Below are 26715 nucleotides of genomic sequence, written 5' to 3'. Positions count from 1 at the left end.
CAAGGGGCCTACGGCCGCGAGTAGATCAGGTCCACGAAGTAGTTGTTGCGCATCGTCGTGGTGGAGGTGGGTATGACGCCTCCCGAACCGTAGCGGTACCTGCCGTTGCTGGTGTTGGCCGAGACGGTCCCGTCGGTGAACTTCTTGGAGAAGAACAGCGCCGTGGTTGAGACATGCCCCCGGGGTGCCAGGTAGGAGACCGTGTAGGTCCCCGCCGGCAGGGCCAACGGGGTGGCAAAGGTGGCGCTTTGCCAACCGCGGGTGCTTTCACCCGTGAACGTCACCGTGCCGAGCCGCTGCCCGCTGTTGTTCCAGATGCTCCCGGTGTGCGTGCCGGTGTTGGTGAGCTCCTTGAAGAACCTCACCCCGTGGGCCGTGATCGGGACCGTGGTGCTGAACCGCAGCCCGACCTCAACCGACCGGGTATCCAACGAGTCCGAAAGCAACGGAAGCGTGGAACCAAACAGGTTCACCTGGGTCGCTGTCGGCGACGGAGACGGTGTCGGAGTGGGAGTCGGGGTTGGAGTCGGCGTCGGCGTCACGGTTGGCGTCGGCGTCGGCGTCGGAGTGGGAGTGGGAGTGGGAGTAGGTGTCGGCGTCACGGTTGGCGTTGGCGAGGGCGTGACCGTCGGGGTCGGCGTCACGGTGGGCGTTGGTGAAGGTGCTGGTGCGCTCACCGTGCTGTAGACGAGGTCCACGAAGTAGTTGGTGTTGCCCCAGTTGTTGCTCGGGACGGTCCCTCCTGCCCCGTAGACGTAGAGTCCGTTGCTTCCCACGGTGCTCAGCGGGCCCACCGTGCGCGGCTGCGCAAAGTCACCGGAGGTGAAGGCATAGCCGCCGTTGGGCGCCAGGTAGGAAATGACGAACGTCTGGTTTGCCGCGATGCGCACCGGATTGCTGAGCACCACGGTTTGCCAGCCGGTGGACGTCTCGTTGGTGAACGTTGCGGTCGCGAGCCGGGTTCCGGTATCTCTCCACACCGAACCGGTGTGGACGCCGGTGTTCAGCGTTCCCTTGTAGAAGCGAATGGCCGAGACATCGATGTCCTGGGACGTCTGCAGGCGCAGGCCCAGCTCCACGGATCCCGGATCTTGCGGGTCAAGGTTGGCGGGCACCTGGGTACCCAGGAACGTAGAGACCGAACCGTCGGAGCTGGCCGTGTAGAAGGACCAGCTCTGGTCGGCCAGCAGCGCGCCGCCGGTGCTGGAGACATTCTTCAACGAGACGGTGTAGGCCTGGCCGTTGGCCAAGGCCTGGGCCGGGGTGAACGTCAGGGTCTTTCCGTCACTCGAGGTGGCCACCGTGCCGGCCACGGATCCGGAAGGATTGCTCAGGGTGTACTGGTACCCCGGTGCAACCGCCTGGTTCAGGACGGTGACGACCTTTGCCGTGACCGGAACCTCGAGTGCCCCCGGCTGCGGAGACCGCGAGACCACCGCGATGGCTTGTGCTCCGTCGGGAACGAATGCCACATCAAGGAGGTAATCGGTGCTGGTTCCGTTGTTGGGGAAACCCGACGAATAGGTGAAGACTCCGGCATTGGCGTCGGTGCGCAGCGGACCGAAGCTCCTGGCGTCAAGCAGCCCGTTGGGAGTCACCGAATACGTTCCATCTGTGGTGTAGGCAACCATGTATTCGGCATTGGCAACCACGGACACCGGCGTGGAGAACGCGGCATATTGCCATCCGGAGGCGCTGTTGTTGGTGAAATTGACGCTAGCCAACAGGGTGCCGCCGGAGGAGAACAACTTGCCCGTGTGGGCCCCGACATTCCCCGCGTCCTTGTAGAACTCGACGCCGGTGACCTTGCCGCTCTCGGTGGGCGTGAAACGCATGCCCAGGGTCAGCGGGGTGCGGTCGTCAACCAGGCCGGTCGTGGGAACCACGGAGTCCTGGTAGAGCCCGCACGGGCAGTCCCCGGCCGCGGTATCGGCCTTCACGGTGGTGAAGCTCCAGCTGGTTCCGCTGCTGACGGCACTGCCTTGGGCATCCTGTGCGGACACCGTGGCCGTATAGCTGCTTCCCGCGGCCAAGGCGTTGGTCGGGGCAAAGGTTGCCCGGCGTGCGGTCGAGTCGTAGCCGGTGGTCCCGGCCACGGAAGCGCCCGCGGCGGTCTTGAGCGAAATGTTCACGGTGCCCGGCTGCACGGCGCGCGAGAACGTCACGGCGATCGGCGTGCCGGCCGGTACGCTCTTGGCGGTGTCCAGCGGGCTTTGGTTGTAGGCGCGCAGCGGGGAAGAATCCTCCGATTCGAAGATGGCATCCACGTAGTAGTTGCCTTGTTCGAAGCTGCTGGTGGGCATGGATCCATTGGTGTCGTAGACCCCGGCGGGATTGGCTCCAAAGCCGCCGGCCACATGCAAGGGATCAACGCTGATCCCGGAATATGCCAAGAGGTAGCTCTTGGCCGAATAGTGCCCGGTGTTCGTCGAGTAGGAAACCACGTATTCGGTTCCAGCTGTGACGGCGATGGGTGAGGAGAACCTGGCTTCCTGCCAACCGCTGGCCGTTTCACCGGAGAAGGTCACGGTGGCCAGGCGCTGGCCGTCCAGGGACCACACCGAGCCGGTGTGCGTGCCGGTGTTGGCGCTGCTCTTGTAGAAGCGGACACCTGCAACATAGCCGTCGGTGGTCGGGGTGAAACGCAACCCGAGTTCAACCGCGGAGGCATCCCCGGAGTCGGCCGTGGCCGGCGCCGTTTCCCCGAAGACGCTGTAGGGGCCGCCAACGGTCAGCGGAATGACGGTGGCTGTTGCCGGGTAGTTGCCGCTGTCATCGATGCCGCGCACCCACAGGGCCTCCCCATCGATGCCATGCTGCACATAGCTAAACGACCAGCTGGTGGTGCCCTGGGCAGGGCGCCAGTGCGCCCCCGCGTCGGTGGAGTATTCCACGCCCGCGACCACGCCGCCGCCGCTGTCAACCGCAGTGCCGGTCACGGTGTACTTCGTCCCGTTCTTTGCGCTCGCCGGAGGGGGAGTGGTGACGCTGATGCTTGGTGCGGTGGTGTCGGTGGACTTCGTGGCGGCCACCAGGCCCGCCATCAAGGTTGCGGGCTGGGCGCCCATGTCGGCGAGCAGGTTGACCTGTGCCTGCTGCATGATCGGGTCGGCGGGCGCGCCGTCTCCGTCATGTTCCGCATCCAGTCCCCAGGTCCACTGGATCGATCCGGCGGAAAACACCAGCGCGCCGCTGGCTGCCTTGTACAGGCTCAGGTGGTGCGTGGTGGTGCCCGGTGCCACTGAGTTGCCGAAGTCCTGCAGGTACTCCGGAACGGGGCCCGTGGTCGTTGACAGGAACACCTGCCCGGCGGGCCTGTAACCGTTGTCCGGCGCCTCATTGGACTCATAGCCGATGGTGTGCGGTGCCAGGGCACGTTTGGTTCCCGAGGTCAGCGTCGTCAGCGGGGTGTTGCGCCACAGCCGGGTCTTGCCCTCCTGCGCGTTGACGGTCACGGGCAGGTCCCCGTTGTTCACGAAATACAGGGAACCGGTCAGCGCGTTCTCCGGCATCGCGGCACCGGCGCTCACCGGGGCAAAGCGCGGGTCGCGGGTGGTGCCGGTCCATTGGGTGTTCGGGTCGATCTTCGCGTTGGACCAGGTCTCCTTGTAGCTGACCATGGTGCGGTAGGCGGTGCCGTCGGTGGCCGAGGCTTCGTAACGGGTGCGCCAGTAGGCTTCGTTGCCCGAAAGGAATTGCAGGTTCACGCCCGCGTCGCGTGCCTTTTCGAAGTTGTTCCACTGGTTCACTGACCAGTATTCGTCGTGCCCCACCGAGAGCGCGACCTTGTGGTTGGTCAGCAGGTTGCCGCGGCGGTCGGTGTCGACCCCGCTGAAATAGCTCACGTCGTAGCCATTGCGTTCCAGGAACCTGACCATCGGGTATTCGTTGCCGAAGTAGAAGTCGCGGGCCTCGATCCCGCCGCGCGTGTTGAAGGGGCGGTTGTAGCTGAGCTTGTAGGCGCGCCCGTTGTCTGCGCCCTGATAGAAGTCGGAGCCGCCGTAGGTGTTGTACGCATGCCAGGTCGGGTCCGAGGTCTGGAACAGGATGTCCGAATGGCTCGAGTCGTCTCGGACAATGAAGGTGATGTGGCTCGAATCGTCACGATCGGCCCGGTGCAGCTTGGCCACATAGACCCCGGAGACAGCATCTGCCGGGACGTTCCAACCAGCGGAGACCGCCCAGTTCCCGCAGTCCACCAATTCGGTGGCCACGTCGTTGCGGCAGGCCGGCTGGTTCTGCGGCAGCGAGGCGCTCGGGGTCACCGAGGCGATCTTGCGCGCGCCCAGGCCCTGGTACCAACCGGTGCGGTAGATGTCGATGGTGTAGGCGCTGGCGTTGGTGTCGATCTTGAAATCGACCCTGGAGCCGACATTGACGCTGATGTCGGTGGCAAAGCCCTGGATGCTGGCATCACCCGCACCCTGGATGTCCCACACATCCGGGTCGGTTCCCGGCTTCGAGTTCTCGCAGACAATCTTGTTGGCCCCGGGCGCGCAGGGATCTGCCGCCACCGTGCTGGGAGCCGTGAGAGTGACTGCGACCATGGCCAACGCACTGGCCAGGGCGAGGTATCGTCTGGTTTTTCGGACTTGGGGCGGTGGACTGCCTTTTGAATGGTTCGGAGCCGCAAAGATGCGACGGATGGGCCCAAAAAATCCAATTGACGATGCCATCTTCTTTACCCCAAGAATTATGCGCATGCGGTTTTCCCGCACCACGTCCCCAGTCTCACGTATCTGGCTTGAGTGTAGGAGTCGGCCGATTAAGCTAACAAGCGTAATTCATACTCGGATTCGATCCTGCCCCCGCGTGTTTGAGAGAATAAAAGCATGGAACCCCTTGGTAGCAGCTCGGCCCCGGCACAGGGCAAAAAAATCACCATCAATGCCTCGACCCTCTCGTTGGCCGTCATGGTCACGATCTTCCTGGTGGCAGTCGTCTTTGCGGCCAACCAGAACGATGTCATTGGCTGGATCGTCGTGGTGATCTCGCTGGGTTGGTTGCTGCTCTCGGCATTCCTGGTCTTCGGTCTCAAGCGCGGCGCGGCCAAGATGACCAGCCAGCTCAAGGCCGCCACCGCGGCCGCAGCGGCACGCCACCAGCCGAGCCCCTCCGCCGGCCCGGTGGTCATGGACGAGGCGACCCGGAACCGCGACTTGAAGCTCGACCACTCCTTCAAGATCATCCAGGTGCAGGTCGGCGTCGTGAACGAGTACCGCGTCCAGGCCGGCGAGGACGCCAAGGGCATGGTCGACCGCGCCCTGGAAACCATCGAGATCACGGCATCCAACGCCCGCGACATGATGAAGCCCTCCGGCCGCGGCGAGCCGATGACCGGCGAGGTCATCGACTAGCTTTTCGGCGGCGCCCGCGGCAGGGCGACACCCCCGGCGGTGCCGGCGACAACCCTTGAACAAATATCGATAAGGTGGATGGCGTGATACCTACCTCAGAAGAGATCCTGGCCAAGTCCGAGAACGCGCTGCGCGTCGCCTCGGTGAACGTCAACGGCATCCGTGCCGCCTACAAGCGCAACATGGCCGACTGGATCGACGCCCGCGACACTGACATCCTCTGCCTGCAGGAGGTGCGCGCGCCGGATGCGATCGTGCGCGAGCTGGTCGGCGAGGGCTGGCACATTCTGCACGCCGAGGCCAAAGACAAGGGTCGCGCCGGGGTCGCGGTGCTTTCGCGCGCCGAGCCGACCGCTGTGCGCGGGCACATCGGCGAGGAATACTTCGCCGAGTCCGGGCGCTGGGTGGAAGCGGACTACACCATGCAGGACGGTAGCACGCTGTGCGTGGTCTCCGCCTACGTGCATTCCGGCGAGCTGGGCACCCAGAAGCAGGAAGACAAATACCGTTTCCTCGAGCGCATGAATGTGCGCCTGGCCGAGCTGAAGAGCGAGAAGGACCATGTGCTGGTGGTGGGCGATTTGAATGTCGTGCACACCGAGAAGGACATCAAGAACTGGAAGCCGAACCACAACAAACGCGCCGGTGTCATGGACGAGGAGATCGCCTACTTCGACGGCTTCTTTGGCGCCGAGATCGGCTACAAGGACGTGGCCCGGGAACTGGCCGGCCCAGACGCACAGGGCCCCTACACCTGGTGGTCCTTCCGCGGGCAGGCATTCGACAACGACGCCGGGTGGCGCATCGACTACCACATGGCCACCCCGGACCTCACGGCGAAGGCCGTCAAGTCCCACGTGGACCGCGCCTCGGCCTACGATTTGCGCTTCTCCGACCACGCACCGCTGGTCGTCGACTACCAGTTCTAAAGGACTCCTTCATTCCATGAGCGAAACACTCGCCACCACCCGCCCGCGCGTCCTTTCGGGGATGCAGCCCTCGGCGGACTCCCTGCACCTGGGCAACTACCTCGGCGCACTGGTCAACTGGGTCAAGGCCCAGGACGACTACGAGGCGTTCTTCTTCATCCCGGACATGCACGCCATCACGGTGCCGCAGGATCCGGCCGAGCTGCGCAACCGCACCCGCGTCACCGCTGCCCAGTACATTGCCGGCGGCATCGACCTGGACAAGTCAACGCTCTTCGTCCAGTCCCAGGTCCCCGAGCACGCGCAGCTGGCCTGGGTGCTCAACTGCATCACCGGCTTCGGCGAGGCCAGCCGGATGACCCAGTTCAAGGACAAGAGCTCCAAGGGCGGCGCGGACGTTTCCTCGGTCGGCCTGTTCACCTACCCGGTGCTCATGGCCGCCGACATCCTGCTCTACCAGCCGCAGGGCGTCCCGGTGGGCGATGACCAGCGTCAGCACGTGGAGCTGGCCCGCGACCTGGCCACCCGCTTCAACCACCGCTTCGGCGAGACCTTTGTGGTTCCGGAGGCCTTCATCAAGAAGGAAGGGGCCCGCATCTACGACCTGCAGAACCCGACCTCCAAGATGTCGAAGTCCGCCTCCAGCCCCAACGGCCTGATCAACGTCCTTGACGAGCCCAAGCTGGTGGCCAAGCGGATCAAGTCCGCCGTCACCGACGCCGACACCGTCATCGCCCACGACCGCGCCAACAAGCCGGGGGTGACGAACCTGCTGGAGATCCTCTCGGCGGTGTCAGGAACCCCGGTGGAGACCCTGGTCAACGAGTTCGAAGGCAAGATGTATGGCCACCTGAAGGTGGCAGTGGCCGACGCCGTGGTCGAGGCCCTGACCCCGGTCCGCACCCGGACCCTTGAGCTGCTCGAGGACCCGGCGGAATTGGATGCGATCCTTGCCAAGGGGGCCCTCAAGGCCCGCGAGGTCGCTTCGAAGACCCTGGCCGATGTCTACGAGCGCGTTGGCTTCATGGCCCCCGTGGGCGGGATTCGCTAGCAATGGCTGCCGAGGCGGGGGAGATGACCGGAAGTGCCGTCGCGCAAGCGACGGCGCTTGGGGTCGTCATTGAGATCCCTTCCCCGCTTGAGGCCTCGCTGCGCGACTGGCGCCGGCGCTACGGCGGGGAGACGGCAGCGGCCGTGGCCCCGCACATCACCCTGGTCTCCGGCTCCACCACCAACTGGAAGACCGCCGTGGAACACGTGCGCAGGGTGGCGGCGCAATGCCAGGCATTCAAGGTGAGCCTGCGCGGCACCGGCACCTTCCGGCCCATCTCCCCGGTGGTGTTCCTCAACGTTCTCGAGGGAGCCGAGGCCTGCGGGCAAATTCATGATGCGCTGGTCGCCGGTCCGCTGCTGCACGAACTGACCTATGGCTACCACCCGCACCTGACCATTGCCCACGAGGTCGACGACGCCGCCATGGACCTGGCCCAGGAAGAACTCAAGGGCGAGTCCATGGAATTCATGGTTCAGAGCATTGGCCTTTTCGGCCTTGACGACACCGGGGCCTGGTCGCTGCGCGAGGAGCTGGGACTTGGCGGGCCGTCGCACTGAGATAGGTCGCGTGCCGGCCTGGGACGCCACCGACGACGTCGAGCCAGTCGACGCCGGCCCCGCCGGCTACGACCCCGTGGCCGAGGAACGCGGAACCCGCGCGCCCGGAGTGGTGGCCCGCCGCTTTGTCGGCGCACCCGTCACTGCCCCGCCCTCGCCGCTGGAGCCGCGGGCACTGCGTGCCTTCATCCGGCTGAAGGCCCAGGAACTCTACGTGGCGCGTGCCACCGGCACGCCCTGGCTGCGGTTCAAGTCCTTCTGCATCCTGCTCACCGCCATGTTCTACTGCCTTTACCCCATGCGGGTGTGGAACCTGTATGTGCGGCGCCGCGGCCCGCTGCTGGCCGCCGGCGGCGCCTACCGGATGTTCTTTTCCATTGCCGCGATGCTCGTGGCCGGCTTCACCCTGCTGAGCCTGTTTGCCTCCGACAACCCGGTGCTGCGCGACGGGGTGATCGACATGGTCGCCGCCACCACCCCGGGGCTCATCGACACCGGGCACGGGGGACTGGCCACGCCCGACCAGCTCCTGGGCTTCCACAGCTACGGGCTGACCCTGGCCATCTCCCTGGTCGCCCTGGTCTTCACCTCCCTGGGGTGGCTGGCCGGGCTGCGCGAGGGCATTCGCACGATCCTGGGCCTGAAGCGGGACCGGTCCAACCCGGTGCTCTCCAAGCTGCGCGACGCCCTGCTGCTGGTGGTGCTGGCCATTGCCCTGGTCGCCTCCAGCGCCCTGGCCATTGCCTCTTCCTCCATGATCGAGACCGTGACCGGGGTGCTGAACCTCAATGGCTGGTGGACCAGTGCGTTGACCCGGGTGGGGTTTGTCGTGGCCATGTTCGCCCTGGACTGCGCCACGGCCTGGGTGCTGCTGCGTGTGGCCTCGCGGGCCAAGGTCATTGACGGGGGATTGCGGGCCGGCGTGCTGCTGGCAGGAGGCGGGGCCACAATCCTGCGCTTCCTCTCGGCGATGCTGCTGGCCTCGCTGACCAACAACGCGCTGCTGGCGCCCTTCGCGGTGATCCTGGGGTTGTTTGTCTGGTTCAACCTGCTCAGCAACGTGTACCTGCTGTCGGCGTCCATCGTTGCGGTGCGCTCGGCAGACATCCAGCGGAGGCTGGCCAGAACCGCCTAACGCGCGGTCATCAAACGCTTGGGTGGAGGCGTTCGCGTTCCCTGCGCTCCGCGCGGATCTCCCGGACGACTTCCCCGAAGCCTCGAAGCATGCCCTTCTCGTGTCTCTTCGTTCCTTGGCACCTTCCCAAGCCTTCCGGGGAAGCGGGGCACCGGATGCCGCGAAGCCGCCAAAATGCCCTTAAAGCACTGCGGTCCGGCTTCCCGCGAGGGGAAACCGGACCACAACTGGCTCTAGCGTGAAACTAGATGGAGCGGGCCAGGATGGCCTGCTTGACCTCGGCGATGGCCTTGGTCACCTGGATGCCACGCGGGCATGCTTCGGTGCAGTTGAAGGTGGTGCGGCAGCGCCACACGCCTTCCTTGTCGTTCAAGACCTCGAGGCGCATGTCCCCTGCATCGTCGCGCGAATCGAAGATGAAGCGGTGTGCGTTGACGATTGCCGCCGGGCCGAAGTACTGGCCATCGGTCCAGAACACCGGGCAGGACGAGGTGCACGCGGCGCAAAGGATGCACTTGGTGGTGTCCTCGAACTTGGCGTGCTCCTCGGCGGACTGGTAACGCTCCGCCGAAGGCTCGTGGCCCTTGTTGATCAGGAACGGCATGATCTCGCGGTAGGACTGGAAGAACGGCTCCATGTCGACGATGAGGTCCTTTTCAAGGGGCAGGCCCTTGATGGCTTCAACGGTGATCGGCTTGGAGTGGTCCAGGTCCTTGAGCAGGGTCTTGCAGGCCAGGCGGTTGCGGCCGTTGATGCGCATGGCATCGGAGCCGCAAATGCCGTGGGCGCAGGAGCGGCGGAACGAGAGCGATCCGTCGATGTCCCACTTGACCTTGTGCAGGGCATCCAGCACGCGGTCGGTGCCGTACATGGTCAGCTCAAAGTCTTCCCAGTACGCGTCTGCGGTGGTCTCCGGCAGGTACCGGCGAACACGCAAGGTGATGTTGAACTGCGGGATTTCTCCGCCGCCGCCAACACCGGGCTTCAGCTCGATCTTCGATGCTGGTTCCGGAAGTTCTTCCGTGCTCATTAGTACTTACGCTCCATCGGCTGGTAACGGGTAAAGACAACGGGCTTGGTTTCCATGCGGATGCCGGAAATGCCCTCGGTGGTGGCCGAATCGTCCTTGTAGGACATCGAGTGCTTCATGAAGTTCTCGTCGTCGCGATCCGGGTAGTCCTCGCGGTAGTGGCCGCCGCGGGATTCCTTGCGGTGCATGGCGGCGGTCGTCATGACCTCTGCCATGTCCAACAGGAAGCCAAGTTCAATGGCTTCGAGCAGGTCAAGGTTGAAGCGCTTGCCCTTGTCCTGGACCGAAACGCTCTTGTAGCGCTCGCGCAGTTCCTCGATGACCTTCAGGGCCTCGGTGAGGGACTTCTCGTCGCGGAACACCTGGACGTTGGCGTCCATGGTGTCCTGCAGCTGCTTGCGGATCGGTGCCACGCGCTCGGTTCCGGTGGAGGAGAGCATGGATTCGATCTGCGTGGTGGTGAACTTCTCCGGGTCTTCCGGAAGGTCCACGAATTCGGCGCCCAGTGCGTACTTGGCTGCCGAGATGCCGGCGCGCTTGCCGAACACGTTGATGTCCAGCAGCGAGTTGGTGCCCAGGCGGTTGGAACCGTGGACGGAGACACAGGCGACCTCGCCGGCTGCGAACAGGCCCGGGATGATCGTGTCGTTGTCCTGCAGGACCTCGGTCTGGACGTTGGTCGGGATGCCGCCCATGGCGTAGTGCGCCGTCGGGTAGACCGGGACCGGATCGGTGAACGGCTCGACACCCAGGTAGGTGCGGGCGAATTCGGTGATGTCCGGGAGCTTGGCCTCGATGTGGGCCGGCTCCAAGTGGGTCAGGTCCAGCAGGACGTAGTCCTTGTCCGGGCCGCAACCGCGTCCTTCGCGAACCTCGTTGGCCATGGCGCGGGCAACGATGTCACGCGGGGCGAGGTCCTTGATGGTCGGGGCGTAGCGCTCCATGAAGCGTTCGCCGTCCGAGTTGCGCAAGATGGCGCCTTCGCCACGTGCACCCTCGGTGAGTAGGATGCCCAGGCCGGCCAGGCCGGTCGGGTGGAACTGGAAGAACTCCATGTCCTCCAGCGGGATGCCGTTGCGGAAGGCAATGCCCATGCCGTCACCGGTGAGGGTGTGGGCGTTGGAGGTTGTCTTGAAGACCTTGCCGGCGCCGCCGGATGCGAAGATCACGGACTTGGCCTGGAAGACGTGCAGTTCGCCGGTGGCCAGGTCGTAGGAGACCACGCCCGCAACGCGCTTCTGCTTGTAGGCGGTGCCGTCCTCGCGGAAGGCATCCTCTTCAACCATCAGCAGGTCAAGGACGTAGTACTCGTTGTAGAACTCAACGTTGTGCTTGACGCAGTTTTGGTACAGCGTCTGCAGGATCATGTGGCCGGTGCGGTCCGCTGCGTAGCAGGCGCGGCGCACGGCGGCCTTGCCGTGGTCGCGGGTGTGGCCGCCGAAGCGACGCTGGTCGATCTTGCCCTCGGGGGTGCGGTTGAAGGGCAGGCCCATCTTTTCCAGGTCGAGCACGGCGTCAATGGCTTCCTTCGCCATGATCTCCGCTGCGTCCTGGTCAACCAGGTAGTCGCCGCCCTTGATGGTGTCGAAGGTGTGCCATTCCCAGTTGTCTTCTTCTACGTTGGCCAGTGCTGCACACATGCCACCCTGCGCCGCACCGGTGTGCGAACGGGTCGGGTAAAGCTTGGTGAGAACGGCCGTACGTGCGCGCTGGCCGGATTCGATGGCCGCGCGCATGCCTGCGCCGCCAGCTCCGACGATCACGACGTCGTACTTGTGTACCTGCATACCTGATGCTCTCTTTTCTTGAATTCTCTACTTCGGCGAACGGGAACCGAAGATTACTGGCAGACCGAAAGGGTGCTGCCGGGGATGCACGGATCGAAGGTGAAGATCACCAGGGTGCCCAGGATGACAATGACGATTGTCGCGACGTAGAGGATGCCCTTGAGCCACACGCGGGTGGCCGGCTTCTCGGCGTAGTCATTGATGATGGTGCGTACGCCGTTGGTGCCGTGGAGCATGGCAAGCCAGAGCATTGCAAGATCCCAGAACATCCAGACCGGGTCGGCCCACTTGCCGGCGACGAAGCCGAAGTTGATGCCGGAGATTCCTTCGCCGAGCATCAGGTTGGCGAAGAGGTGCCCGAAGATCAGCACGATCAGCGCGACGCCGGACAGGCGCATGAAGAGCCATGCGATCATTTCGAAGCTGCCGCGGGACTTGCGCGCGCGGACATACTTCGGGTCGAGCCGTTGGCTGCGGGGTGCAGCAATATCTGCCGACATGGGTTAGTGACCTCCAAAGGCGATAGACAGGTGGCGAATCGAGAATGCCACCATGGTGATTACCCACAGTGCCAAAACGCCCCAGAGCATCTGGCGGTGGTACTTGGTTCCCGACTTCCAGAAGTCCACCAGGATCAGGCGCAGGCCATTGAACGCGTGGAAGACGATGGCGGCGACCAGAGCGGTTTCGCCCAGTGCCATCAGCGGGTTCTTGTAGGTGGACATGACCGCGTCATAGGCGCCGGGGGAAACCCGGACCAGCGACGTGTCGAGCACGTGGACCAAAAGGAATAAGAAAATAACGACACCTGTTACGCGATGCCCTACCCAAGACCACATGCCTTCATGGCCGCGGTAGAGGGTGCCTGACGAAGCCTTCGACACTGAATTAACCTCCATGACTCACAAGGGCGCATGTGTATCTTCCACACAATAAATTGACGCCTTAGTGCGAGCGTTCCTTTGCCCGATCTTAGACCACGTTGGACGAGGGTGCCCATTGTTTCGCCTTGACCTGTGAGTAGGGTCACCGGGGGAAAGGTTAGAATGCCCGAATGCCGGTACTATTTCCGAAATACAATAGATTCCAGTGACCTATTCCATTTGTTCGGAACGCGGCAATCACCAGCTTCATCAACTAGCCTTAGTCGGATGAACGCTGAACTCATGGCACGATTCCACGGGGTCATCCCCGCAGGTGGTGTCGGCACCCGGCTCTGGCCGCTCTCGCGCGCCGCGGCCCCGAAATTCCTCCACGACCTGACCGGCTCCGGATCGACCCTGATTCGCGCCACCTACGAACGGCTCATCCCGCTGGCCGGTGACAACATCATGGTGGTCACCGGGCGCGCCCACCGCACTGCGGTGCTGGCCCAACTGCCGGAAATCAGCGACCTGAACCTGGTTCTGGAACCGGACCCCAAGGATTCGGCGGCCGCCATCGGCCTGGCCGCCGCCATCCTCTACTTGCGCAATCCCGAGACCATCATGGGTTCCTTCGCCGCCGACCAGGTCATTGTCCCGGTCGAGGTCTTCCAGGAATCGGTCCGCGAGGCCATATACACGGCTGCCACCGGCAAGATCGTCACCATCGGCATCCGCCCCACCACGCCATCCACGGGCTTCGGCTATATCCGGGCCGGGGAAAAGCTCCAGGTCTCCGGCGCACCCACGGCCCGCGACGTCGTCGAGTTCGTCGAGAAGCCGAACGAGGACACGGCCCGCCGCTACCTGGCCGACGGCGGCTACCTCTGGAACGCCGGCATGTTCGTCGCCCCGGTGGCCCTGATGCTCAAGCACCTGCAGCGCAGCGAACCGGTGCTCTACGCGGGCCTGATGGAAATCGCCCAGGCCTGGGAAACCGGGGACCGGGTGGAAACCATCAACCGCATCTGGCCGACCCTGCCCAAGACCGCCATCGACTACGCCGTGGCCGAGCCGGCCGCGGCGGCCGGCGACGTGGCAGTGATCCCCGGCGTCTTCAACTGGGACGACGTGGGGGACTTCGCGGCCATCGGCCGGCTGAACCCCGCCAGCGAAAAGACCGGCGTCACCGTGGTGGGCGGCAACCCCCGCGTGTACTCGGACAACGCCACCGGTGTGGTGGTCACCGACTCCAAGCGCGTTATCGCCCTGATAGGAATCCACGACGTGGTTGTCGTCGACACCCCCGACGCGCTGCTGGTCACCACCAAGGAGCACGCGCAGTCTGTGAAGGCCACCGTGGAAAAGCTCAAGGAGGAAGGCGTCATGGACGTCCTGTAGTTCTTGCCCCGGCAGCCACCGGGACATCGATGCCCCGCCCCCGGGGACACGCCCGGAACCGAACGCACAAGACAAGCGGTTCCCGGCTGCTTCCGGCGGGGCATTTTTTGTGCCCGGAAAGCCGCGGAATGCCGGAACCAAACCGCCGCCGAACCAGCCGCCGAACGTGTGGGGAATCTCACCCCGGGGCGTGTGATAGACGCGCCCGGGCGGCTGCACGCGCACAAGTCATTGCTAGGCTCTCGAAACATGAGTGCCGTCAAGTATTCAGATGACCCGGCTATACCCATAAACAACACGGAAAGTGCAATCCCGCCCGACGCGGGGCCCAACCGCATCAACAAGGTCGTGTTCTTCGGCTCCGCCGCCACGATCCTGGCCTTCACCCTCTGGGCCATGATCGACCAGGCCGGCGCCCACGCCGTGATCACCGCAGTGGTCGGCTGGGTCGGGGCGACCTTCGGCTGGTGGTACTCGCTGGTCGTGGTGATGGTCCTGGTATTCGTCATCTCCATCGCGGTCTCCAAGGTCGGCAAGACCCGGCTGGGCCCGGACCACTCCCGCCCCACGTTCAACCTCTTCACCTGGACGGCCATGCTGTTCGCCGCCGGGATCGGCATCGATTTGATGTTCTTCTCGGTCTCCGAACCCGTCGCCCAGTTCCTGGCCCCGCCCACCGGGGACGGTTCCACCGTCGAAGCCGCCCGCCAGGCGCTGGCCTGGACACTTTTCCACTACGGCATCCTCGGCTGGGGGCTCTACGCCCTGATCGGCCTGGCCCTGGGCTACTTCGCCTACCGCCACAACCTGCCGCTGTCGATCCGCTCGGCGCTCTACCCGATCCTGGGCAAGCGCATCCACGGCCCGCTGGGCCACGGCGTGGACATCGCCGCGGTGCTGGGCACCATCTTCGGCATCGCCACCTCGCTGGGCATCGGCGTGGCCCAACTGAACTTCGGGCTGAACTTCATGTTCGGCATCCCCGAGGGCACCTCGGTGCAGATCGCACTGATCGTCATCGCCGTGGTCATGGCCACCATCTCGGTGCTCACCGGCGTGGAAAAGGGCATCCGCCGGCTTTCGGAACTCAACGTCATCCTCTGCATCGCCTTGATGCTCTTCGTGCTCTTCGCCGGCAAGACCCGCTTCCTGCTCGACGGGATCATCCTGAACATCGGCGACACACTCTCGCGCTTCCCGGGCATGGCCCTGGACACCATGGCGTATGACCGCCCCGATGACTGGCTCAACGGCTGGACCCTGTTCTTCTGGGCCTGGTGGATCGCCTGGGCCCCGTTCGTCGGACTGTTCCTGGCCCGCATCTCGCGCGGGCGCACCATCCGCCAGTTCGTCACAGGCGTGATCGTGGTCCCGTTCACGTTCATCCTGCTGTGGATCTCCATCTTCGGCAACAGCGCCCTGGCCCTGGTCATGGGAGGCAACACGGAGTTCGGCGACGTCGCCATGAACCAGCCCGAGCGGGCCTTCTACTCGCTGCTCGAGCAATACCCGGCCGTCCCGCTGGTCGCGGCCATCGCCACCTTTACCGGGCTGCTCTTCTACGTCACCAGCGCCGACTCCGGCGCTCTGGTGATGGCCAACTTCACCTCGCACCTCAAAGACGCCGAGTCCGACGGCCCCAAGTGGGTGCGCGTCTTCTGGTCGGTGGCCACCGGCCTGCTGACCCTGGCGATGCTGCTGGTCGGCGGGGTGCCCACCCTGCAAAACGCCACGGTGATCATGGGCCTGCCGTTCTCGGTGGTGCTGGTGTTCATCATGCTGGGGCTCTACAAGGCCCTGCGCGTGGAGCGCACTCTGGCCGGAAGCTACAAGAACACCCTGCACACCGTGCTGACCAGCCGCACCGGATCGACCGGGATCGACCACCGGCGTGGCTGGCGCCAACGCCTGGCCCGCACCATGGCCTACCCCGGCCAGCGTGCGGCCCAGCGCTTCATTCAGGAGATCGTGACCCCGGCACTGGAGGAAGTGAACAACGAGTTCGCACGCTCCGGGGTCGTCGGGGAACTGGAGATCGCCCCGGTGGGCCAGCTGGGCATCAAGTCCGTGGACCTGGTGGTCCCGCACGGGACCGAACGCCCGTTCAAGTACCAGGTGTATCCGGTCGCGCTCAACGTGCCCTCCTATGCGCGGGACTCCTCCACGGGGGAGAAGTACTACCGCATGGAGGTCTTCTCCCAGGAGGGCTCCCACGGATACGACCTCATGGGCTGCACCCGCGAGCAGATCATTTCCGACGTGCTTGACCAGTACGAGGTGCACATGTCGTTCCTGCGTGCGCAGGCAAACACCGACGGTCTGAGCCAGATCGCCGAGACCACGCTGCCCAAGACCGACTGGGACAGCGACTTCGACACCGGGATGATTCCCGTGACCAGGACCGGGCCCGTTGCGGGCGCGGAGAAGGAAGAGGAAAACGCATGAGCCAGGCCATCAAGGATCCAGCACCGGGCGCCAACGGGTTCGGCCCCGGCACCAGCATCTACATCAACGGGGCCTGGGCCCCGGCCGCGGCTGGCGGCACCCGGGAGATCACCTGCCCCGGCACCGGCGAGCACGTGGCCACGGTCTCCGAGGGAACCGGCGCCGACTCCGAGCGCGCCATCGCCGCGGCCCGCGCCTCCTTCGACTCCGGCGCGTGGACCTCGGTTCCGGCCTCCGAACGCGGCGAGTTCCTGTTGCGGGTCGCCGCCCGGCTGCTGGAGCGCCAGGAGGAGTTTGCGCGCGCCGAGGCACTGGACACCGGTAAGCGCATGTACGAGGCGCGACTGGACATCGAGGCCATCGCCGACAGCTTCACCTACTTCGGCAAGCTCGCCGGGCAGGAAGCCGGACGCGTGGTGGACGCCGGGGACGCCAACGTGGTCTCGCGGATCGTCTACGAACCGGTGGGCGTGGTCTCCATGATCACCCCATGGAACTACCCGCTGCTGCAGGCAGCCTGGAAGATCGCCCCGGCCCTGGCCGCCGGCTGCTCCTTCATCCTCAAGCCCGCCGAGCTCACACCCTCCACCTCCATCCTGATGATGGACGTGCTTGCGGAACTGGGACTGCCGGCCGGGGTGGCCAACCTGGTCACCGGGGCGGGGTCCGAGGTCGGCCCTGCCCTGTCCACGCACCGCGACGTGGACATGGTCTCCTTCACCGGGGGACTGGCCACCGGGCGGGTCATCGCCGCCTCGGCTGCCGGCACAGTGAAGAAGGTCGCCCTGGAACTGGGCGGGAAGAACCCCAACGTCATCTTCGCCGACGCCGACTTCGACGCCGCGGTGGACAACGCCCTCAACGGCGCCTTCGTGCACTCCGGGCAGGTCTGCTCCGCCGGGGCCCGGCTGGTGGTGGAGGAATCCATCGCCGAGGCCTTCGTCGACGAGCTGGTGCGCCGCGCCAAGGACATCCGCCTGGGCGGTCCCTTTGACGAGTCGGCCGAGACCGGCGCGCTGATCTCCGCCGAGCACCTGGCCAAGGTCGATGCCTACGTGCAGGCCGGCATCGCCGAGGGCGCGCGCCTGCGCTGCGGCGGCCGGGCAGCCACCAACGCGGACGGGACCAACCTGGAGGCCGGGCACTTCTACCTGCCCACCGTGCTGGACCGGGTCACCGGAGATATGTCCGTGGCCCAGGACGAGGCTTTCGGACCGACCATCACCGTGGAAACCTTCACCACGGAGGACCAGGCCGTGGCCATCGGCAACGACACCGACTACGGGTTGGCCGGGGCCGTGTGGACCCAGGACGCCGGGCGGGCCCAGCGCGTGGCCGGGCGGCTGCGCCACGGCACCGTGTGGATCAACGACTTCCACCCGTACCTGCCGCAGGCCGAATGGGGCGGCTTCGGCGCCTCCGGCGTGGGCCGCGAGCTGGGCCCCACGGGCCTGGCCGAGTACCAGGAAGCAAAGCACATCTACCAGAACCTCGACCCGTCGGTCACCGGTTGGTTTGCCGTCAAGGCATAGGGAAAGGCACTGATTGGAATTGGAGAAGCTAAACGTGGGCATTGACAACGCATCAACCCAAGTCACCGAATTCGACTACATCATCGTCGGTGGCGGCTCCGCCGGCGCCGCTGTCGCGGCCCGGCTGTCCGAGGACCCGGCCGTCACCGTCGCCCTTATCGAGGCCGGCCCGGATGACCGGGGCATTCCCGAGGTGCTGCAGCTGGACCGCTGGATGGAACTGCTCGAGTCCGGCTACGACTGGGACTACCCGATCGAGGAGCAGGAGAACGGCAACTCGTTCATGCGCCACTCACGGGCCAAGGTCATGGGCGGGTGCTCGAGCCACAACTCCTGCATCGCGTTCTGGGCCCCGGCCGAGGACCTGGACGCCTGGGAATCCGAGCACGGCGCGACCGGCTGGAACTCCGAGATGGGCTTCCGCCTCTACAAGCAGCTGGAAACCAACGAGAACGCCGGGGCCGATGCCCCGCACCACGGGGACGCCGGCCCGGTGAAGCTGATGAACGTGCCGCAGGTCGACCCGTGCGGCGTCGCGGTGCTCGATGCCTGCGAACAGGCAGGGATCCCCAGGGTGAAGTTCAACAACAACGCCACTGTCGTCAACGGCGCGAACTTCTTCCAGATCAACCGCCTTGACGACGGCACCCGGTCCTCCTCCTCGGTCTCCTACATCCACCCGATCTCCGAGCGGAAGAATTTCACGCTGCTCACCGGGCTGCGGGCCAGCAAGCTGTCCTTTGACGAAAACAAGAAGTGCACGGGCGTGTTCGTGGTGGATGGCGGTTTCGGCCGCACCAGCCACCTTGCCGCACGCCGCGAGGTCATCGTCTCGGCCGGGGCGATCGATACGCCCAAGCTGTTGATGCTCTCTGGCATCGGCCCGGCGCAACACCTGGCCGAGCACGGCATCGAGGTGCTTGCAGATTCCCCGGGCGTGGGCTCGAACCTGCAGGACCACCCCGAAGGCGTGATCCAGTGGGAAGCCAAGAAGCCCATGGTCACCGAATCCACCCAGTGGTGGGAGATCGGGATCTTCTCCAACACCGTGGCGGGCCTGGACCGCCCGGATCTGATGATGCACTACGGCTCGGTGCCCTTCGACATGCACACGCTGCGCCAGGGCTACCCCACCGCGGACAACGCCTTCTGCCTGACCCCCAACGTGACCCGGGCCAGGTCCCGCGGCACGGTGCGGTTGCGCAGCCGCGACTTCCGCGACAAGCCCAAGGTCGACCCGCGCTACTTCACCGATGAGCAGGGCCACGACATGCGCGTCATGATCGCCGGGATTCGCAAGGCCCGCGACATCGTCTCGCAGCCGGCCATGGCGCAGTGGGCCGGGGACGAGCTGTACCCGGGCCAGGATGTGCAGAGCGATGAGCAGATCGCCGACTACATCACCCGCACCCACAACACCGTGTACCACCCGGCCGGGTCGGTGCGCATGGGCGCGGCCGAGGACGAAATGTCCCCGTTGGATCCGCAGCTGCGGGTCAAGGGCGTTTCGGGGCTGCGCGTGGCCGACGCGTCGGTGATGCCGGCACTGGTGACGGTGAACCCGAACATCACGGTGATGATGATCGGCGAACGTTGCGCCGAGCTGATCAAGGAAAACGCCTAGCCGGCACCGGGCCCCTTGGCCTTTGTCAAGAATAGGAGCCAGCGCGAACGTGTTGCAGGCAACATTTGGAAGCGGACTGCACAAGCGCAGGTCCCAACGCGTATTGTCGGTCAGGTGCGCACGAGTATGAATCAAGACCTGAAATTGCCCTCCGTCAAGCCATGGGTCAAGCCCCTGGTGGGCGAGCTGGTGGAATTCCGCCGGGAGGTCCATGCCAACCCGGAGCTCTCGTTCGTGGAATACCAGACCACCGAACGCATCCTCGCGCGGCTGCGCGACGCCGGCCTGGACCCCGTCGCCCTGGAAGAGACCGGAGCCTACGTCGACATCGGGCAGGGCCCGATCGCCCTGGGGCTGCGCGCCGACATCGACGCGCTGCCGATCCTGGAAGAGACGGGCCTGGCATACGCCTCGGTCGTGGACGGGGTCGCGCACTCCTGCGGACACGACATCCACACCACCGTGATGCTCGGGGTCGCCAAGGTGCTCAAGGCCATCGACGACGAATCCCCGCTGGGCGCACGCATCCGGGTGATCTTCCAGCCCGCCGAGGAAAAGATGCCAGGCGGAGCCCTGGCCGTGATTGCCGCCGGCGTGCTGGACGAGGTCCCGCGCATCCTGGCCCTGCACTGCGAACCGCGCATCGACGCCGGGAAGATCGGCACCCGCATCGGGGCCATCACCTCGGCCTCGGACACCATCAAGATCGAGCTGCTGGGCCGCGGCGGGCACACCTCCCGCCCGCACCTGACCGAGGACCTGGTCTTCGCCATGAGCCAGATCGCCACCAACGTCCCGGCGGTGCTGGGACGGCGCATCGACGTGCGTTCGGCGGTCTCGGTGGTCTGGGGACAGATCCACGCCGGCAGCGCACCGAACGCGATCCCGGCCACCGGCTACCTGGCAGGCACCATGCGCTGCCTGGACGGCGAGGCCTGGGAAGGCGCCGGGGAACTGCTCGACGAGGTGGTTCGCCAAGTCGCCAGCCCCTACGGGGTCGAGGTCAAGCTCGAGCACATCCGCGGGGTGCCCCCGGTGATCAACACCGAGGAGGAAACCGACCTCATCGAGGACTCGGCCCGCGCCGAGATCGGCTCGGGCGCGATCGTGCTGACCCCGCAATCCATGGGCGGGGAGGACTTCGCCTGGATGACCAACAAGGTCCCCGGGGCCATGATGCGCCTGGGCACCCGCACCCCCGGCGGGGAGGACTACGACCTGCACCGCGGGGACTACATCCCCGACGAATCGGCCATCGAGGTCGGCGTGACGGTCATGGCCGCCGCCGCCATCCGGGCCATCGCCCAGCTCAGGGCCGGCGAGGACGACTAGCCGACACGCGCAGAGTTATCCGGTTGTAACATTTTCCTTCCCGCGTCAAGCGTTTTACAAGTTAGGCTATGTGGATGTGAAGCCGACCCTTCCGAATGCCCCCGGCGCCGCGCAAGCGGAGCGCGGCGGGCGTTGGGTTCCCCGGTTTCACGCTGGCACCACAGGTGGCTAGCGGCAGTGCACCCCTTAATCGCGGGCGCGGAATCGACAGGATTTCCTGGGGGTTTCGAGGCCACGGTACTTGTAGCTCGTAACTCAATGGAGGAAACCCTCATGCGCACCATCTCGCGCAAGACCGGCATGGCCGCAGCCATGCTCGGCATTTCTGCACTCGTTCTTTCCGGCTGCGGCGCGGCCCCCGAGGCCGCCCCGAGCGGCTCGGCCGGCGCCTCCGACTACCTGGCGTGCATCGTTTCCGACTCCGGCGGATTCGATGACCAGTCCTTCAACGAATCCTCCTACCGCGGCCTGACCAACGCCGGCAAGGAACTGGGATTCACCCCCAAGAGCGCCGAGTCCAAGGCCAACTCCGACTTCGCCACCAACCTCAACGGCATGATGGCAGCGGACTGCAACCTCACCGTCACCGTGGGCTTCCTGCTCGGCGACGCCACCAAGGCCGCCGCCGCCGCGAACCCGGACAAGCACTTCGCGATCGTCGACTTCGCGTACGACAAGCCGATCGCCAACGTCAAGCCGATCATCTACGACACGGCCCAGGCAGCCTACCTGGCCGGCTACGCCGCGGCAGCCCAGTCGAAGACCGGCACCGTCGCCACCTTCGGCGGCATCAAGATCCCGACCGTGACCATCTTCATGGACGGCTTCGCCGACGGCGTGGACAAGTACAACACCGACAAGAACAAGGACGTCAAGCTGCTGGGCTGGGACAAGGCCAAGCAGGACGGCACCTTCACCGGCGACTTCGAGAAGCAGGACAAGGGCAAGCAGGTCACCAAGAACTTCCTGGACCAGGGCGCCGACGTCATCATGCCCGTGGCCGGACCGGTCGGCAAGGGTGCCGGAGCAGCCGTCAAGGCAGCCAACGCCGCAGGCAAGTCCGCCTCGCTGGTGTGGGTCGACTCCGACGGCTTCCTCACCGCCCCGGACTACAAGGACATCATGCTGACCTCGGTCATCAAGACCATGGACACCGCCGTTGACAAGGTTGTCACCGAGGACAAGGACGGCAAGTTCGACGCCACCGCCTACGTCGGAACGCTGGAAAACACCGGTGTCGCCCTGGCACCGTTCCACGACTTCGACTCGCAGGTCTCCGCCGAGACCAAGGCCGAGCTCGATGCCCTGAAGGCCGGGATCATCGACGGTTCGATCAAGGTCCAATCCCAGGCCAGCCCCAAGTCCTAGCACCCGCACAGGCGGGTCCGCGGACCAGGCACCACACGGCGCGCTGCCGGCCCGGCGCCCCGATTCCTTCCACGGAACCGGGGCGCGGGGCTGGCGGTGCGCCGTTGGCCTGCATAGTCTGGGAACCAGCCGGATCGGGCACAACGGTTCAAAGCCCGCCAGGGCGGCGAACCGGTATCTGACAACCAAGAATGGTGGTGTCGTGAAACTCGAACTCCAAGGAATCTCAAAGGCGTTTGGATCGTTCTACGCCAATGAGGACATCGACCTCGTCGTCGAAGCAGGCCAGATCCACTGCCTGCTCGGCGAAAACGGAGCCGGCAAGTCAACGCTGATGAACGTGCTCTACGGCCTCTACGAACCCACGGCCGGACGCATCCTCGTCGACGGCAAGCCGGTGGTCTTCCGCGGTCCCGGCGACGCCATGGCCGCGGGCATCGGCATGGTGCACCAGCACTTCATGCTGGTCCCGGTCTTCACCGTGGCCGAAAACGTCGCCCTGGGTGCCGAGGCCACCAAGGCCGGCGGCATCCTCGACCTCGAGGTCACCCGGAAGAAGATCCGGGAAATTTCCGACAAGTACGGGTTCGACGTCGACCCCGACGCCATTGTCGAGGACCTTCCGGTGGGCGTGCAGCAGCGCGTGGAAATCATCAAGGCCCTGGTGCGCAACGCCGAGGTGCTGATCCTCGACGAGCCCACCGCGGTGCTCACCCCGCAGGAAACCGACGAACTGCTGGACATCATGCGCCAGCTCAAGTCCAACGGCACCTCCATCGTCTTCATCTCCCACAAGCTGCGCGAGGTCAAGGCCGTCTCCGACGTCATCACCGTGATCCGCCGCGGCCGCGTCGTGGGGGACGCCCCGCCCGAGGCGGACACCACCGAGCTGGCCTCCATGATGGTCGGCCGCGAGGTCAAGCTCACCATGGACAAGGAACCGGCGAACCCCGGGGAGGCGACCTTCAAGGTCAAGAACCTTTCGGTCATCTCCTCCACCGGCCAACGCGTGGTGGACGACTTGAGCTTCGAGATCCACCGCGGCGAGATCCTGGCCATCGCCGGGGTCCAGGGCAACGGGCAGACCGAGCTCACCGAGGCGATCCTGGGCATCCAGGACCGGGTCACCGGCTCCATCACCCTCGAGGGCAAGGAACTGCTGGGCCGCAGCGTCAAGCAGGTGCTCGGCTCCGGGATCGGGTTCGTGCCCGAGGACCGCACCGTCGACGGGCTCGTCCCGGAATTCACCATTGCCGAAAACCTCGTCCTCGACCTCTACGACAAGGCACCTTTCGCCAAGGGCATCTCCATGCGCCCGGCCGAGGTCAAGAAGAACGCCGAGTCCCGGGTCGCCGAATTCGACGTGCGCACCCCCTCGGCCGAGAACCTCGCCTCCTCGCTCTCGGGCGGCAACCAGCAAAAGGTCGTGATGGCCCGCGAGCTCTCCCGCCCGCTGCGCCTGTTCATCGCCTCCCAGCCCACCCGCGGCGTGGACGTGGGCTCCATCGAGTTCCTGCACCGGCGCATCATGGATGAACGCGACGGCGGCACCCCGGTGATGATCGTGTCCACCGAACTCGACGAGGTCATGCAGCTGGCGGACCGCATCGCGGTGCTCTACAAGGGCCGGCTGATCGGCATCGTGGGTGCCGACACCCCGCGCGACGTGCTGGGCCTGATGATGGCCGGCGTCTCGCCGGAGGAAGCCGAAAGCTCCCACCAGCAGAACCCCGACGACATGGAAGGAGACTTCGCATGAGCCAGAGCGAACTTTCCCCCGGCACACCGCCGCCGACCCACGCCAACACCATCAACGAGCAGCAGCACGGCGTCTGGGTGAAGATCACCCAGGGCCCCGGGCTCGTCTCGGTGCTGGCCGTGTTCGTCGCGCTGGTGCTCGGCGGGCTGCTAATCGCCGCCACCGACGCCAAGGTCGCCACGACCGCCGGCTACCTCTTCTCCCGCCCCTCGGACTTCTTCTCCGCGCTGTGGGCCGCCGGGACCGACTCCTACGTCTCGCTCTTCCAGGGCTCGATCTACAACTCCAGGCAGGGCTTCGCACCCTTCCTGGAGACCCTGACGGTCTCCACCCCGCTGATCTGCGCCGGCCTGGGCGTCGCCCTGGCCTTCCGCGCCGGGCTGTTCAACATCGGTGCCCAGGGCCAGATCATCATCGCCTCCATCATGGCCGCCTACGCGGGCTTCGCCTGGCACCTGCCCTTCGGCATCCACCTGCTGCTGGTCATCCTCATGGGCATCATCGGCGGAGCCGTCTGGGGTGGGCTGGTGGGCCTGCTCAAGGCCCGCACCGGCGCCCACGAAGTGATCCTCACGATCATGTTCAACTACGTGGCCCTGTATCTCCTTGACTTCCTGCTGAACACCAAGGCGTTCCAGCGCCCGGGGGAGACCAACCCGATCTCCCCGATCCTGGATCCCAGCGCGGTCTTCCCGGCATTGCCGGGCTCCCGCCTGAACCTGGGCTTCGTGATGGCGATCCTGCTGACCATCCTGGTGGCCTGGATCCTGAACCGCTCCACCATCGGCTTCGAGTTCCGCGCCGTGGGCGCCAACCCGGCAGCCGCACGCACCGCGGGCGTCAACGTCGCCCGCTCCACGATCCTGGTCATGGCCATCGCCGGTGCGCTGGCCGGAGCCGCGGGCGTGGCGCAGGTGGCGGGCACCGAACAGGTGCTCACCGCGGGCATCGCCGCATCGCTGGGCTTCGACGCGATCACCGTGGCCCTGCTGGGCCGCTCCACCCCGTGGGGAACCTTCTTTGCCGGCCTGCTCTTTGGCGCATTCCGCGCCGGTGCGGTGACCATGCAGATCTCCACCGGGACCCCCATCGACATCGTGCTGGTCGTCCAGTCGCTGATCGTGCTCTTCATTGCCGCGCCTCCCTTGGTGCGTGCCATGTTCGGTCTGAACCGCAAGTCGAAGAACAAGCCCCCGAAGACCCCCAAGCACGCGGCACCCGCGCCCGCTGCACCTGCCAGCCAAGGAGGTGGCGCATGAGCGCGCCGGCCCCAACCCTGCCCGCCAAGCTCCGCCCGCTCGCCCCGGTGAGCTGGAAGACCCCGATCATGCTCTCGGTGATCGGGCTGCTCTCGCTGGTGTTCTTCGGCTTCGCCGGATCCGACCAGACCGCCACCTTCGGCATCTCCACCGGCGGCGACGTCTTCACCCTGCCCGACCTGGTGGTCCCGGGGATAGCCACCGGAATCGTGCTGGGCCTGGGGATGTGCGTACTGGCCGGGTACTCGATCTTCCTGGCCCGCGAGCACCGCCCGACCCCGGGCTGGGTGCCCATGGTCTTTGCCGCGCTGTTCATCTTCGCGTTCCTGGTCTGGGTCGTCTCCGGGGCCCGCACCCCGCAGATCTCCCTGGCCGGCCTGATTGCCGGCTCGGTCACCCTGGCCGTCCCGCTGGTCTTCGGTTCCCTTTCCGGCGTGCTGTGCGAGCGTGCCGGCGTGGTCAACATCGCCATCGAGGGCCAGCTGCTCGGCGGCGCCTTCAGCGCCGCGATCATCGCCTCGGTCACCGGGTCCCCGATGCTGGGCCTGCTGGCCGCCGCCGTTGCAGGTGCCCTGGTCTCGGTGGTGCTGGCGATCTTCTCCATCAAGTACGTGGTCAACCAGATCATCGTCGGCGTGGTGCTCAACGTGCTGGTCTCGGGCATCACCGGGTTCCTGTTCACCACCGTGATGCAGGAGGACCCGGAGCTCTACAACTCCCCGGGCCGCCTGCCGGTCATCGACATCCCGGGGCTCTCGGCCATCCCGATCATCGGCCCGATCCTCTTCCGCCAGTCCATCGTGGGCTACCTGATGTACATCGCGGTTGCCGCGGTGTGGATCGGGCTGTTCAAGACCCGCTGGGGCCTGCGCGTGCGCGCCGTGGGCGAGCACCCCAAGGCCGCCGACACCCTGGGCATCAAGGTCAACACCACCCGCTTCGTCAACGTGGTTCTGGGCGGGGCCGTCGCCGGCATCGGAGGCTCCTTCTTCACCCTGGTCGCCATCGACTCCTTCACCAAGGAAATCTCCGGCGGCCGCGGCTTCATCGCCCTGGCCGCGGTGATCTTCGGGCGCTGGAACCCGATCGGCGCCTTCTTCGCCGCACTGCTCTTCGGCTTCGCCGACAACCTGCAGTCGATCCTCACCATCATCGGCACCCCGGTGCCCAGCCAGTTCATGGCGATGCTGCCCTACGTCGTCACGGTCTTTGCCGTGGCCGGGTTGGTCGGCAAGTCCCGGGCACCTGCCGCCGACGGCGAACCGTACGTCAAGGGCTAGGGA

Annotated in this window: 19 protein-coding genes; 14 read left to right on the top strand and 5 right to left on the bottom strand. The window is 65.7% G+C overall.

Annotated features, from left to right (window positions below):
* Window positions 1-8 precede the first annotated feature (8 nt).
* Entirely contained in the window at window positions 9-4547 is a 4539-nt protein-coding gene (locus JOF46_RS19725; RefSeq protein WP_209910446.1) for a DUF4082 domain-containing protein, read from the bottom strand.
* 285 nt (window positions 4548-4832) lie between these two features.
* Between JOF46_RS19725 and JOF46_RS19720 the strand changes: the two genes are divergently transcribed.
* The 5 genes from JOF46_RS19720 to JOF46_RS19700 all read left to right on the top strand — a co-directional run bounded on the left by JOF46_RS19720 (window position 4833) and on the right by JOF46_RS19700 (window position 9032).
* Window positions 4833-5357, top strand: a complete 525-nt coding sequence (locus JOF46_RS19720; protein WP_209910444.1) for a hypothetical protein — start codon at window positions 4833-4835, stop codon at window positions 5355-5357.
* An 83-nt stretch (window positions 5358-5440) separates the two neighbouring features.
* Window positions 5441-6286 (top strand): exodeoxyribonuclease III, encoded by an 846-nt coding sequence (locus JOF46_RS19715; RefSeq protein WP_209910442.1) that lies wholly within the window; start codon window positions 5441-5443, stop codon window positions 6284-6286.
* 16 nt (window positions 6287-6302) lie between these two features.
* Window positions 6303-7337, top strand: a complete 1035-nt coding sequence (gene trpS / locus JOF46_RS19710) for a tryptophan--tRNA ligase (protein WP_209910439.1) — start codon at window positions 6303-6305, stop codon at window positions 7335-7337.
* A gap of 23 nt (window positions 7338-7360) precedes the next feature.
* Complete coding sequence (locus JOF46_RS19705; RefSeq protein ID WP_209910436.1) at window positions 7361-7897, top strand: 2'-5' RNA ligase family protein; 537 nt, start codon at window positions 7361-7363, stop codon at window positions 7895-7897.
* A gap of 10 nt (window positions 7898-7907) precedes the next feature.
* Window positions 7908-9032 carry a YihY/virulence factor BrkB family protein gene (locus JOF46_RS19700; protein ID WP_209910433.1) on the top strand — a complete coding sequence of 375 codons (1125 nt, stop codon included), beginning with the start codon at window positions 7908-7910 and terminating at the stop codon, window positions 9030-9032.
* 244 nt (window positions 9033-9276) lie between these two features.
* Here the strand turns inward: JOF46_RS19700 and JOF46_RS19695 are convergent, their stop codons facing one another.
* The 4 genes from JOF46_RS19695 to sdhC are packed head-to-tail and all read right to left on the bottom strand — an operon-like array spanning window position 9277 to window position 12748.
* Window positions 9277-10062, bottom strand: coding sequence for a succinate dehydrogenase iron-sulfur subunit (locus JOF46_RS19695; protein WP_209910430.1), 786 nt, complete (start codon window positions 10060-10062; stop codon window positions 9277-9279).
* Window positions 10062-11849 (bottom strand): succinate dehydrogenase flavoprotein subunit, encoded by a 1788-nt coding sequence (sdhA, locus tag JOF46_RS19690; protein WP_209910428.1) that lies wholly within the window; start codon window positions 11847-11849, stop codon window positions 10062-10064. The genes JOF46_RS19695 and sdhA overlap by 1 nt, the downstream gene beginning before the upstream one ends.
* Before the next feature lie 53 nt (window positions 11850-11902).
* Entirely contained in the window at window positions 11903-12349 is a 447-nt protein-coding gene (locus JOF46_RS19685; protein WP_209910426.1) for a succinate dehydrogenase hydrophobic membrane anchor subunit, read from the bottom strand.
* Between the two features lie 3 nt (window positions 12350-12352).
* Complete coding sequence (sdhC, locus tag JOF46_RS19680; protein WP_083411388.1) at window positions 12353-12748, bottom strand: succinate dehydrogenase, cytochrome b556 subunit; 396 nt, start codon at window positions 12746-12748, stop codon at window positions 12353-12355.
* A gap of 267 nt (window positions 12749-13015) precedes the next feature.
* Here sdhC and JOF46_RS19675 point away from each other — a divergent pair, with 267 nt between their 5' ends.
* The 9 genes from JOF46_RS19675 to JOF46_RS19635 all read left to right on the top strand — a co-directional run bounded on the left by JOF46_RS19675 (window position 13016) and on the right by JOF46_RS19635 (window position 26712).
* Window positions 13016-14113: a mannose-1-phosphate guanylyltransferase gene (locus JOF46_RS19675; RefSeq protein WP_245348207.1), complete on the top strand. Its 1098-nt coding sequence runs from the start codon at window positions 13016-13018 to the stop codon at window positions 14111-14113.
* Between the two features lie 249 nt (window positions 14114-14362).
* Window positions 14363-16558: a choline BCCT transporter BetT gene (gene betT / locus JOF46_RS19670; protein ID WP_209910420.1), complete on the top strand. Its 2196-nt coding sequence runs from the start codon at window positions 14363-14365 to the stop codon at window positions 16556-16558.
* On the top strand, window positions 16555-18090 hold the full coding sequence (locus tag JOF46_RS19665) for an aldehyde dehydrogenase family protein (protein ID WP_209910417.1): 1536 nt from the start codon (window positions 16555-16557) through the stop codon (window positions 18088-18090). Before betT ends, JOF46_RS19665 begins: the two co-directional genes overlap by 4 nt.
* Before the next feature lie 19 nt (window positions 18091-18109).
* A complete protein-coding gene (locus tag JOF46_RS19660) occupies window positions 18110-19714 on the top strand; it encodes a GMC family oxidoreductase (protein WP_209910414.1) in 1605 nt (534 codons plus the stop codon).
* Between the two features lie 126 nt (window positions 19715-19840).
* Window positions 19841-21046 carry an amidohydrolase gene (locus tag JOF46_RS19655; protein ID WP_209910411.1) on the top strand — a complete coding sequence of 402 codons (1206 nt, stop codon included), beginning with the start codon at window positions 19841-19843 and terminating at the stop codon, window positions 21044-21046.
* 273 nt (window positions 21047-21319) lie between these two features.
* The gene (locus JOF46_RS19650) at window positions 21320-22414 is read left to right on the top strand and encodes a BMP family lipoprotein (protein ID WP_209910409.1); all 1095 of its coding nucleotides are present in this window, start codon (window positions 21320-21322) and stop codon (window positions 22412-22414) included.
* 202 nt (window positions 22415-22616) lie between these two features.
* The gene (locus JOF46_RS19645) at window positions 22617-24173 is read left to right on the top strand and encodes an ABC transporter ATP-binding protein (protein ID WP_209910406.1); all 1557 of its coding nucleotides are present in this window, start codon (window positions 22617-22619) and stop codon (window positions 24171-24173) included.
* Window positions 24170-25432: an ABC transporter permease gene (locus tag JOF46_RS19640; protein WP_209910403.1), complete on the top strand. Its 1263-nt coding sequence runs from the start codon at window positions 24170-24172 to the stop codon at window positions 25430-25432. Before JOF46_RS19645 ends, JOF46_RS19640 begins: the two co-directional genes overlap by 4 nt.
* A complete protein-coding gene (locus JOF46_RS19635) occupies window positions 25429-26712 on the top strand; it encodes an ABC transporter permease (RefSeq protein ID WP_209910401.1) in 1284 nt (427 codons plus the stop codon). Before JOF46_RS19640 ends, JOF46_RS19635 begins: the two co-directional genes overlap by 4 nt.
* The last annotated feature ends 3 nt before the right edge of the window (window positions 26713-26715 follow it).

The organism is Paeniglutamicibacter psychrophenolicus, assembly GCF_017876575.1.
In the GTDB taxonomy this organism is placed as follows: Bacteria; Actinomycetota; Actinomycetes; order Actinomycetales; family Micrococcaceae; genus Paeniglutamicibacter; species Paeniglutamicibacter psychrophenolicus.
Note: the sequence above shows the minus strand (reverse complement) of the source record. Positions and strands in the feature narration are given on the sequence as shown.

Bases quoted from the DNA above. Each gene is read 5' to 3' on its own strand.
- JOF46_RS19725 (WP_209910446.1), bottom strand. From the start codon at position 4,547: ATGGTCGCAGTCACTCTCACGGCTCCCAGCACGGTGGCGGCAGATCCC.
- JOF46_RS19720 (WP_209910444.1), top strand. From the start codon at position 4,833: ATGGAACCCCTTGGTAGCAGCTCGGCCCCGGCACAGGGCAAAAAAATC.
- trpS (WP_209910439.1), top strand. From the start codon at position 6,303: ATGAGCGAAACACTCGCCACCACCCGCCCGCGCGTCCTTTCGGGGATG.
- JOF46_RS19705 (WP_209910436.1), top strand. From the start codon at position 7,361: ATGACCGGAAGTGCCGTCGCGCAAGCGACGGCGCTTGGGGTCGTCATT.
- JOF46_RS19695 (WP_209910430.1), bottom strand. From the start codon at position 10,062: ATGAGCACGGAAGAACTTCCGGAACCAGCATCGAAGATCGAGCTGAAG.
- sdhA (WP_209910428.1), bottom strand. From the start codon at position 11,849: ATGCAGGTACACAAGTACGACGTCGTGATCGTCGGAGCTGGCGGCGCA.
- JOF46_RS19685 (WP_209910426.1), bottom strand. From the start codon at position 12,349: ATGTCGGCAGATATTGCTGCACCCCGCAGCCAACGGCTCGACCCGAAG.
- sdhC (WP_083411388.1), bottom strand. From the start codon at position 12,748: ATGGAGGTTAATTCAGTGTCGAAGGCTTCGTCAGGCACCCTCTACCGC.
- JOF46_RS19675 (WP_245348207.1), top strand. From the start codon at position 13,016: ATGGCACGATTCCACGGGGTCATCCCCGCAGGTGGTGTCGGCACCCGG.
- betT (WP_209910420.1), top strand. From the start codon at position 14,363: ATGAGTGCCGTCAAGTATTCAGATGACCCGGCTATACCCATAAACAAC.
- JOF46_RS19665 (WP_209910417.1), top strand. From the start codon at position 16,555: ATGAGCCAGGCCATCAAGGATCCAGCACCGGGCGCCAACGGGTTCGGC.
- JOF46_RS19655 (WP_209910411.1), top strand. From the start codon at position 19,841: ATGAATCAAGACCTGAAATTGCCCTCCGTCAAGCCATGGGTCAAGCCC.
- JOF46_RS19650 (WP_209910409.1), top strand. From the start codon at position 21,320: ATGCGCACCATCTCGCGCAAGACCGGCATGGCCGCAGCCATGCTCGGC.
- JOF46_RS19640 (WP_209910403.1), top strand. From the start codon at position 24,170: ATGAGCCAGAGCGAACTTTCCCCCGGCACACCGCCGCCGACCCACGCC.
- JOF46_RS19635 (WP_209910401.1), top strand. From the start codon at position 25,429: ATGAGCGCGCCGGCCCCAACCCTGCCCGCCAAGCTCCGCCCGCTCGCC.